Annotated in this window: 9 protein-coding genes; 3 read left to right on the top strand and 6 right to left on the bottom strand. The window is 48.0% G+C overall.

What is annotated here, in order from left to right; all coding sequences use genetic code 11:
* The 3 genes from VIM87_RS22290 to VIM87_RS22280 all read right to left on the bottom strand — a co-directional run.
* The coding region (locus VIM87_RS22290) for a serine hydrolase domain-containing protein (RefSeq protein ID WP_331999144.1) at positions 1–307 on the bottom strand (307 nt) is incomplete at its 3' end.
* Between the two features lie 105 nt (positions 308–412).
* Complete coding sequence (locus VIM87_RS22285) at positions 413–1,282, bottom strand: FKBP-type peptidyl-prolyl cis-trans isomerase (protein ID WP_217606059.1); 870 nt, start codon at positions 1,280–1,282, stop codon at positions 413–415.
* Between the two features lie 68 nt (positions 1,283–1,350).
* Complete coding sequence (locus tag VIM87_RS22280; protein WP_331999143.1) at positions 1,351–2,370, bottom strand: DHH family phosphoesterase; 1,020 nt, start codon at positions 2,368–2,370, stop codon at positions 1,351–1,353.
* A gap of 254 nt (positions 2,371–2,624) precedes the next feature.
* Between VIM87_RS22280 and VIM87_RS22275 the strand changes: the two genes are divergently transcribed.
* A complete protein-coding gene (locus VIM87_RS22275; protein ID WP_089921192.1) occupies positions 2,625–3,041 on the top strand; it encodes a nucleoside-diphosphate kinase in 417 nt (138 codons plus the stop codon).
* A 112-nt stretch (positions 3,042–3,153) separates the two neighbouring features.
* Here VIM87_RS22275 and VIM87_RS22270 read toward each other — a convergent pair whose 3' ends face one another.
* Positions 3,154–3,585: a helix-turn-helix domain-containing protein gene (locus tag VIM87_RS22270; RefSeq protein ID WP_331999142.1), complete on the bottom strand. Its 432-nt coding sequence runs from the start codon at positions 3,583–3,585 to the stop codon at positions 3,154–3,156.
* A gap of 162 nt (positions 3,586–3,747) precedes the next feature.
* On the opposite strand from VIM87_RS22270, the gene VIM87_RS22265 reads away from it, so the two are divergent.
* Entirely contained in the window at positions 3,748–4,470 is a 723-nt protein-coding gene (locus VIM87_RS22265) for a hypothetical protein (protein ID WP_331999141.1), read from the top strand.
* Between the two features lie 17 nt (positions 4,471–4,487).
* Here VIM87_RS22265 and VIM87_RS22260 read toward each other — a convergent pair whose 3' ends face one another.
* Positions 4,488–6,863, bottom strand: a complete 2,376-nt coding sequence (locus VIM87_RS22260) for an ABC transporter permease (protein ID WP_331999140.1) — start codon at positions 6,861–6,863, stop codon at positions 4,488–4,490.
* 210 nt (positions 6,864–7,073) lie between these two features.
* Here VIM87_RS22260 and VIM87_RS22255 point away from each other — a divergent pair, with 210 nt between their 5' ends.
* A complete protein-coding gene (locus VIM87_RS22255) occupies positions 7,074–8,570 on the top strand; it encodes a hypothetical protein (protein ID WP_331999139.1) in 1,497 nt (498 codons plus the stop codon).
* A 10-nt stretch (positions 8,571–8,580) separates the two neighbouring features.
* Here VIM87_RS22255 and VIM87_RS22250 read toward each other — a convergent pair.
* Positions 8,581–10,821: pyruvate carboxylase (locus VIM87_RS22250; protein ID WP_331999138.1), on the bottom strand; the 2,241-nt coding region annotated here is incomplete at its 5' end.

Below are 10,821 nucleotides of genomic sequence, written 5' to 3'. Positions count from 1 at the left end.
ATTTATGGATGGGATCATCCAGCTGCATATGCCCCTGTTCTATTTGCTGTAAGGTTAGCACAGCGGTGATCTGTTTGCTGATAGAGCCAATATAAAACTGGTCATCCGGTTTCAGAGGAACCTGCTGCTCCCGGTTAGAGCAGCCATATGCTTTTGTATACAATGTTTTTGCGCCGCGTGCCACCAACACCACACCGTTAAAGGGTTTGGCGGTTTTTGCATTCAAAAGCGAGTCAATGCGTGTAGCCTGCGCCGTTACGGCCGCAGTATTGCAAACGGTTAACAGTAAAACCAGTAAATGTTTCATGAAAAGGGTTATTGTGCAAAAGTACGGTTCCGCATATATGCATGCACAAAAAAAAGGGTTGTCCCAATAAATTGGAACAACCCCTTACTATGAAGTTTCTGAATATTACTTACCGGGAGCAGCAGGTGCAGCGGCAGGCGCTTTACCGGGCTTTACATCAACCAGTTGCACGTCAAATACCAGTACAGAGTTGCTGGGAATGGCCGGGGGGCTGCCCTGCAGGCCATAAGCCAGTGACGAAGGTATTACCAGCGTGGCTTTGGAACCTTTGTTCAGGGAACCAATACCAGCATCCCAACCTTTAATTACAAAACCCTGGCCAATAGGGAACTTAATAGGTTCCAGCGGCATACCGGGACGTAATGTAGAATCCAGGCTGGAGTCAAAGGTCTTACCGCTCAGCAGCTTACCGGTGTAATGTACAAACACGGTATCGCCGGGTTTAGGCATATCGCCGGTACCGGGCTGGCTAACGGATACGTATACACCTTCAGCATTCTTGGTAGCGTTCAGCTTATGAGCATCCAGGTATTCCTTTATTTCCTTTTCTTCTTTGGCAGTTTGTGTTGATGCAGAGTATTTGTTCTCTACAGCAAAAGTTACCTTCAGCTTGTCGCCTTTTTTACCAAACGGCGGACGGGGCTCTGGTAAAGAATCCCAGGGAATAATGAACGTAGCGCTATCACCTTCTTTCAGCAGGGCCAATCCTTCCATCAGGTCATATTTATTCACTGATTTAGAGATCAGCACCGGCACAGGCGCACCCACCAGCTTGCGGGATTCGGCCAGGATAGAGTCGTTCAGGCGCTGGGTAATGTTCATCAGCACCGTATCGCCCAGCTTCAGCTGTGCACCGCTGCCCGATTTATGTACGGTGTATTCTACACCACCTGGTGTTTTCTTGGGCCCACCGGCACCGCAGCTAGCCATGAACAAGCCTAATGCTGCTACAAGTAACTGATTGTTTTTTTTCATCTGTAGGTATTTGTCTTTATTTTTTTTGGTCAGTCTTTAACGGTGAAAGCCTGAAGGATGTTGCGCCCTCAAACTTTTATATGATCCTGTAATAATGCTTCATTCTCTTCCATGGCATGAATAAAGCGCTGTACTGTTTTTTCCAGCGTATCCGTGCTTCTGCCGCCGGCTGCATTAAAGTGGCCGCCGCCTTCAAAGTATTTGCGGGCAAAGGTATTTACGTCAAAATCGCCTTTGGAGCGGAAACTCAGCTTCACCTCTTCCCGGCGGTCTATGATCAGCGCTGCCATTTTAATACCCTGTATAGATAATAAAAAGTTCACCAATCCTTCCGTATCCCCTGTTTGCAGGTCAAACCTTTTCAGATCTGCATAGGGAATTGCCATCATAGCGGTATTATATTCGTAGAAGACCTCCATCCGGTGCAGCAGGCTGTGGCCAATAAAGCGCAGGCGGTTTTCCAGGAAATTGTCGTAAATGTTCTGATGAATGATCTCATGCTTTAATCCCCTGTCCATCAGGTCTGCTATCATACGATGCACCCTGGCGGAAGTAGAGGCGAACCGGAAAGAGCCTGTGTCTGTCATGGTTCCTGCATAGATACACTGTGCAATCTCCTCGGTAATATACTGCTCTTCTCCCAATTTATAAAGCGTTTCATATACCAGCTGGGCGGTAGAGGAAGCTTTAGTATCACTTACACCATAGTCAAAGGTTGGCTGCGGCTCCAGGTGATGGTCAATGAGTATTTTAGGACATTTCAGCTGCTCCAGGTACGGCGCCAGGTTCTTGGTGCGGTATAAAGCATTGAAGTCCAGGCAAAATAACAGCTCCACCCCTTCCAGTGCGCTCATGGCCTTGTCCTGCATGGATTCAAAATCCACCACCAGGTTGGCGCCGGGTAACCAGTTCAGAAAATCCGGAAAGTTAGTAGGCGAAATAACAGTGATGTCATGTCCCTTCTGACGCAGGTAGTGATACATGGCCAAAGACGAACCCATGGCATCTGCATCCGGTTTCTGGTGCATGGTAATCACCACTTTTTTAGGGGCTCCCAGCAAAGGCTTGATTTCCTCGATCGGCTTCATACCAAGAATAAGCGGATGATAAAATATTGTTATGCGTTCATTTAAAACGAAGTGCGAAGTTCTTTATTTGGTGCAGAATTTCAAAATTTTGACCCGGATTTATCTGATAAACAAATTCTGGTTACCTTTGCGCCCGTTGGTTGGCAGTTGGCGATTAGCGATTAGCGATTAGCAGTTGGCAGTTAGCGATTAGCAGTTAGCGATTAGTGGTTAGTGAACCTCAGAACAAACAATTTAACTTGGAATAACAATATATGGGTAACAGAACATTTACGATGATTAAGCCGGACGCTGTAGCCAATGGGCATATCGGCGCCATTTTGGAAAAGATCAATGGAGCTGGCTTCCGCATTGTGGCACTCAAAATGACCCGGTTATCAACCGAAAAAGCGGGTGAATTTTATGCTGTACACAAAGAGCGTCCTTTTTACGGGGAGCTGGTGGAATTTATGAGCAGCGGCCACATTGTAGCGGCCATCCTGGAAAAGGACAATGCCGTGGAAGATTTCCGCAAGCTGATCGGCGCTACCAACCCGGCTAATGCTGATGCCGGCACCATCCGCAAATTATTTGCAGAATCCCTGGGCCGTAACGCTATTCACGGTTCTGATTCTGATGAGAATGCAGCTATTGAAGGCAGCTTTTTCTTCAGCGGACTGGAGCAGTTCTAAGCCAACACTTTTTCATAATAGAAAGGGCCGTCTCAATTGTTTTGAGACGGCCTTTTAGCTTTATAGCCTTCCTAATATGTTATTGGCGCCAGGAGTGCCGGCTTTCAGGTATTTAATGTGGCATTGGATTATGGGAGCGATAGAGCTGAATATGGTGCGAAGTGAGCTGCCTGATCACCCCGGCTTTGTCTTTCCGAAGGGCCGCCGTCAATTCTTTTTTTAGGTCACTATTGTTTTGGGATACGCCCCAAAGCGCCATTTCTATTACGATCGGGATAGTGGTTACGCCCTTTTCGGTTAAACAATAACCCACTCTTGCCTTACCTGCAACAGGATATTTCATAAGTAACCCCTGTTCCTCCAACATTTTTAACCTATCCGTCAGGATGTTGGTTGCAATGCCTTCCGCAGATTGAAGAAAGTCTCCAAACGTATGTTTGCCATGCAATACAATGTCTCTGATAATGAGCAATGTCCATTTATCTCCAAAAAAATCAAGACTGAAACTAACAGGGCATTCAGATCTTTTTTTTATCTCTTTCATGTTATTATAAACGCTTGATCTTACTTGCAATTTGAAAGTGCAAAGTTAGCCATTATTATTCATTTTATGCTTTTGCACTTGCAAAATACAAGTAAATACCTGTATATTTGCACTTGTAAATAGCAAGTACAAATATTACACTAGAATCTTAAACACATGAAAATGAATAATTTATTGGAGCTTGTGATTGATGCTTATGGCGGGCTAAACAACTGGAGGAAATTTGAGAGCATATCTGCCAGCTTAAAAATCGGAGGCATAACCTGGGCGTTAAAGCAGGTGCCTGGCATTATGGATAACATAAACGTTATCACCAGCACCAGGAAGCAGTTCACATCTTTTTACCCCTTCGTTGAGAAGGACTGGCATAATTCATATGAGCCGGATAAGGTAGCTATCCTCAACAACAGGAATGAGGTGATAGAAGAGTTACTTGATCCACGTGCTACTTTTTCGGGATATGTAACAAATACTCCATGGTCGAAGCTGCAATTAACTTATTTCACAGGTTATGCGATGTGGAATTATTTCAATGTTCCATTTTGTCTTACAGATCCCGGTTATAGTTTTAAAGAGCTGGAACCCTGGGAGGAAGATGGCCAGACGTTCAGACGTTTACAGGTTACATTTCCTAAAGAGGTGGCAACCCACGGCCCGGTGCAAACTTTTTATATAGACAGCAACGGATTGATAAAGCGGCATGATTACAATGTAGAAATTCTCAGTGGTGCAAAAACCGCTCATTATCTGGCGGACTATGTGGAAGTGCAGGGAGTTAAATTTGCGACTAAAAGAAATGTTTATCTAAGGCAGGAAGACAATACTGCCAAAAAACCGGAGCCATTATTCATATCGATTGACATTCATGATATAAAGCTTGTTTAATGTGGTGAGGAGAGGCTTTATTCCGTCCGCAAACTCTTCACCGGATTCGCTACCGCTGCCTTTATGGTCTGGAAGCTTACGGTTCCCAATATCAGCACCAATGCGCCAAACGCTACCCCGGCAAAGATCCACCAGGATAATGCCGCCCGGTACTCATAATGCTGCAGCCAGCCATGCATAAAGTAATACCCTGCAGGTATTGCTATCAGCAATGCAATAGTAACAAGCAGCATGAAGTCTTTGGATAGCAGGCACCATACATTAAACACCGTAGCGCCCATTACCTTACGTACGCCAATTTCCCGGGTGCGCTGTTCCGCCACAAAAGCAGCCAGCCCATACAGGCCCAAACAGCTGATGAAAACAGCCAGGATGGTGAAAAAGGCCGCCAGCTTGCCCAGGCGCTCTTCATCCTGGAACTTGGCCTGAAAATCATCATCTGCAAAAGCATATTCAAACGGCGTAACGGGGTTATATTTTTTAAAGATGCTTTCTATCTGCGCCAGGGCCTTACCGGCACTCAGCGCAGGGTTAATACGCAGGCTGATAAACTTTACCCGGTTAAATGCATCCAGGTAAAATATAGTAGGCCTCACCGGGTCGAACATAGACTGCATCACCATATCCTTTACCACGCCAATTACATGGTACTGGCGGCCAAAGGCATTCACCATCTCCCCTACCGGGTTTTCAAAACCCATGTACTTTACGGCAGCCTGGTTTAATACAAAACCGGCTGAATCTGTGGCAAAGAGCTTATTAAAATCGCGCCCATCCGCCATTTGCCAGTTAATGGTTTTTCCAAACTCGGGGGTAATGGCCATGGTTACAATTTCATCCTGCATATCGGGGTCTTTACCACGCCAGCTGAAACCAATATTGGTAACGCCTGCATACATAGCAGAGCTTTGGGATTGCGCCACACTGGTTACTACCCCGCTTTGCAGCAGCGCATCGCGGAAGGCCGGATAATTTTTACGGGTTTCCTCCGTGATCATACGCATGGTTAATAAGCCATTGCGGTTAAACCCAATAGGACGGTCTTTTGCATACAGGATCTGCTTAAAAACAATAATGGTGCAAATGATCAGCGTTACTGAAATGGAGAACTGCATTACCACCAGTGTTTTACGCGGCACAGCGGCAAAGCGCCCCGCCTTAAAAGGTCCTTTTAACACCTTTACCGGTTTCAGGGCCGAAAGGTATAATGCAGGATAGCTGCCGGCCAGCACGCCGGTGAACAAGGTAAAACCCAGGCACAGTAACCAGAATATAGGTTGCCCCCATAAGATGGTAAGCTTTTTATCTGCGATCCCGTTAAACCAGGGCAGTATAAGGCTTACCAACAACAGGGATAATAAGAAACAAATGAATGCCGTAAGCACAGATTCTCCCAGGAACTGCAGGATCAGCTGCCCCCGGCCGGAGCCGATAGCCTTGCGGATACCCACCTCCCTGGCCCGTTTTTCTGACCGTGCCGTGGCCAGGTTCATAAAATTAATGCAGGCCAGCAGCAGCACAAACCCGCCAATAATGCCAAAGAACCATACAAACTGTATGCGGCCGCCTGCCGCTACCCCGTTCCTGAACCTGGAATACAGGTGCCAGCGGTTCATAGGGTGCAGGAATGTTTGCGGCTTAAAGGCATCGCCATTGATCCTTTGCAGTCCTACATTCCTGATCTTGGCAGATACCTGCTGCATATCCGTATTATCCGCTATTTGCACATAGGTCTGGAACCAGCGGTTCCCCCAGCCTGCTTTGCTTGCCAGGTCTTCGCTTTTGGCATATAAGTCCCAGGGCGATATGAAGCCCAGGTTTGAGAAGGTGGTGTTAGCAGGCAGGTCTTCATATACGCCGGTTACCTTTACATCCAGCTTGTTATCAATTTTCATGAGCTTACCTACGGGATCGGCCTCTCCAAAAAAAGCTTTAGCTACAGATGCGGATAACAAAATGGAAGCAGGGTCCTGCAAGCCGGCGCGGGTGCCTTTAAGCATCTGCAGGGTAAGCATTTCCGGCGCCTGCGGCTCCATATAACTGCCGTTCTTATTGAGATTATTATCTCCAAAGGAAAGGATGTGCCCATTGGGATAGGTGGAGGTAACCACGTACTTAAAATAGCTGCCGTACTTCACCCGCAGCTCAGGGGCCATTTGCATAGGCTCATCACCGCCGGTTTGTATTTCCCCGTTCACATACTGGTTGGTCATTACCATAGCAATACGGTCATGGTTTTGATGGTATTGGTCAAAGGACAGCTCATCCCAGATCAGCAAACCAATGAGTATGGAAAGGGCTATACCTACCGATAATCCTGCAATATTGATCACTGACTGCGATTTGTTCTTAAGCAGGTTGCGCCAGGCTGTTTTGAATTGAGCATTAAGCATATGCAGCTATTTTCCCCGATTGTAAGATAGTATTTGACTTACTAATTGAATGCCGGAGTTTAATGCGGTTGATAATCAGTTTGTTAATTACCTGAAATTGTTTGCCTTGTCCGGTATTGGAACAGGCGGGTGTCCGCTTGCGGACAGGTGATGCCAGTTGTGTTTTTTTTCATACCTTACTATCGTCTATACTTAAACATCCCTCATTATATGCCGTATCAATACTACCCCGACCGGTTACAAACCAATTCTCATCACTCTGTACAGGATAGCAATACGCAACAGGGCATTCATAAATCCGCTGTTCCGCTGCGGCTGGAAGCGGAACATACAACCATACAACAACCAGTTGTCCAGGGTGTTTTTGTTTTTGATGGCCGGGTAGTGGTAAGCTTTCCAGGCGATCAGCCATTTCCCAATTGGGAAAAAACGCACAAAAAGATCTATGACGCCGTTTATGAAGATTATGTATATGTGCCTATTGGACAGGTGAAACTTTACCGGACAATCATGAAGCAGGTACGCGCCGAACATCCGCCGTTACCGGTACCCCCAAGCACGCTGGAAGGCCCGCGGGAAGATGATGAAATGCGGGAACATTTAATGACGCTCTATCATTATCATAATGAATTACCGCAAACAGGCAAGAAAAGGTTCAAGCCTTCAATAAATGCCTTCGTAAAAACCTATGAAAGGCTGAAAAAAGAGGATACTCTTGAAGGCATTACACCGGAAAAACTGTATCAAGAGGTAATGTCAGATAATGACCTGGAAGATTCAGTGGATGATTACCTGTCACAGGAAGGTGAAGCAGAGGAATTGTCCCTCCGGTTCCCGGAAATAAAACAGGTAAGTATGGAAAAAATAGAAGCGCTGTCTGAAAAAACCACTAAAGTGAGCGCAGACCGGTGGGACCAGGCAGTTCCTTCAAGAAGAGGAATTTATACGGATGAAATGAGGCCCTGTATTACCGTAGGGCTAACTGCTACTCTTGAAGGGGAGCAGGTAAGCGCCCTGTTTCACAGCATGATGCCTTCGCATAAAGCCATTTATATTTTAGGAAAATTAAAGGCTGCATTTGGTGAGAAATATAACCTGCTTTCATCCATAAAATATTTTGTAGTAGGCGGAAGCCACGAAAGCATTGGTAAAGCAGTGGATATATTGAAAACCCTGGCCCAAATGGGCCTTAGTGTAAGCGGGGTGAAGCTAACCACCACTTTAGAAGAAAGACATTTGATCAAAAGCGTAGTGGTTACCCCAACCGGCCAGATCCGTTATGCAGTGAGCGTTGCCCCGCCAACAACAGCACCTATATCATTTGGTCCCGATAGCCCGGGCCCGGATGATCAGATGCCTCCCAGCTTCTCATTCGGTTTTGGGAAACCGCCCGGCAGCGGCGGTCCCTTACCTGGATTCGGCTCCGCATCAAATATAAACAAGGGCGGTACAACGCCTTCCTTTAGCGGCGGTTTTACCACTGCTTCCTCAGTAAAAAAGCAATCTGAAGAAGGCACACCCACTCAATCACCCCTGCCCGGTTTTTCACTGGCATCCGGCATCAGGAGGTCGCCGGGCGGCCCGCCTCCCTCATCCGGTTTCAGGCTGGCCTCCCAGGTAAATGAGCAACAGTCTGCCCCTCCTGCTTCAACAGGTTTTACCTTTGCTTCCAAGCTAAAAAAAGAACCAGAGGATAAACCTCAATAGGCAGTTCAGCCTATTCCCCCAGCTCCACTACCAGGTCATCCTGCTGCACCATGGTGCCTTCCGGTAAATGCACGGCTTTTACCTTAGTAGTACGTGTTGCCGTTACCGTTGTTTCCATTTTCATGGCTTCAATAATAAACAGCGGGGTGTTGCTGCCAACGGTATCGCCTGCACGCACCAGCAGCTTGGAGAGCTTGCCCTGCAAGGGCGCGCCTATTTCCAGCTCGGGGTTAGCGGCTTTTTTATTAACCGGCACCAGGCTGGATACGGAATGATCCCTTACCTGCACGCGGCGGGTATAGCCATTGAGCTCAAATACTACGGTACACATGCCGCTTTCATCGGCCTTTTGCACGTACAGCAGCTTTACAATAATGGTTTTGCCTTTGCTAAGGGTCACCAGCATTTCCTCGCCCAGCTTTAACCCATAGAAGAAGGCTGGTGTGGGAATGGCTTCTACATTCCCGTAGATCATGGCATGATGGTAATACTCATCAAACACTTTAGGGAACATATGATAGCTGAGGTAATCCAGGAACTCGGCCTGCGGGTATTTCAGCTGGAACTTTGCAAAATCGCTGTCAAAATCAACAGGCGGCAAATGCTCATTGGGTTTGCCTTTCAGAGGCTGCTCACCCTTGAGCACAATGCGCTGCAGCTTTTCCGGAAAACCGCCATATGGCACTCCAAGATCGCCACGGAAAAAGCCTGTTACAGATGCGGGGAACGAGAGGTTGCGGGTTTCATCCATCACATCCTCTTTTGTTAGCCCGTTGGCTGTCATAAACAGGGCCATATCCCCTACTACTTTGGAGCTGGGCGTTACTTTCACAATATCGCCAAACAGCTGGTTCACCACAGCGTAGTTCTTTTTAATGGTTTCCAGCTGCGTGCCCAGGCCCAGTGATTCTGCCTGCTGGCGCAGATTGGAGTATTGCCCGCCGGGGATCTCGTTCTCATAGATCTGCGCGGTGCCGGCCTTCATATCTGATTCAAAGGGATAGTAGTATTCGCGTACATCTTCCCAGTAATTGCTGTACTCATTCAGGGAGGCCAGGTTCATGGGGCGGCTTCTTTCATGCCCGTCTAAAATGGCCACCAGCGCATTCAGGTTAGGCTGCGAGGTAAGGCCGCTCAGGGAGGCTATTGCGCCGTCTACCACGTTCACGCCGGCTTCTATGGCTTTCAGGTAAGTGGCGGCCTGCACGGATGATGTATCGTGCGTATGCAATACGATAGGCAGCTGCACGGCTTCGCGCAGGGTGCTTATTAATACGGATGCAGCCTGCGGTTTAAGCAATCCCGCCATATCTTTTACAGCCAGCATGTGGGCGCCGGCATCTTCCAGGCGTTTAGCCAGGTCCACATAATATTGAAGCGTGTACTTTTTATTGTCCTTGTTCAGGATATCGCCGGTATAGCTAATGGCTGCCTGGGCCAGCGCACCGGTGTATTCGCGCACAAAGCGTATGCTGGGGGCCATGGCATCTACCCAGTTCAGGGAATCAAAAATGCGGAATACGTCAATACCGTTCTCCCAGCTCTTTTCAATGAACTTGGCTATCAGGTTCTCGGGGTAGGCCGAGTAGCCGACACCGTTAGCACCGCGGAACAGCATTTGCAGCAACAGGTTGGGCATGGCCTGCCGGATCTGTTGCAGGCGCTTCCAGGGACATTCATGCAAAAAGCGCATGGATACGTCAAAGGTGGCGCCGCCCCAAACCTCCATTGAGAACAGTTGCGGGTTGTTACGCGCATAGCCTTCTGCTACCGCCATAATATCTTTGGTACGCACCCGGGTAGCCAGCAGGCTTTGGTGGGCATCGCGGTAAGTGGTGTCTGTAAAATATACCGGTTTTTCCTGCCGCAGCCAGCGCGCAAAGTCATCGCGCCCCATTTGCTGCAGCTTGTTCTTAGTGCCTTCCGGGAAAGGCGTAATACGGGAATAGGCCGGCACCTGCGGCGTGCGGAACCTGCGGTTGGGGTCTTTCACCTTCACATCCGGGTGGCCGTTCACCGTAACATCTGCCAGGTATAGCAGGGTTTTGGTGCCCCTGTCGCGGATCTGCGCCAGCTTAAACAGCTCGGGGTGTTTATCAATAAAACCAACGGTGCAGTTGCCTTTGCGGAAAATATCGTGTGTGATCACATTTTCCAGGAAACCGATATTGGTTTTTACGCCGCGTATGCGGAATTCGCGTAAGGTACGGTGCAGGCGGGCGGTGGCGCCTGACAGGGTGCGGCCTGAAGC

The organism is Chitinophaga sp. (assembly GCF_036569125.1).
Lineage (GTDB): Bacteria > Bacteroidota > Bacteroidia > Chitinophagales > Chitinophagaceae > Chitinophaga.
The sequence above is the reverse complement of the archived record's forward strand: the minus strand, read 5'-3'. Positions and strand labels throughout refer to the sequence as shown.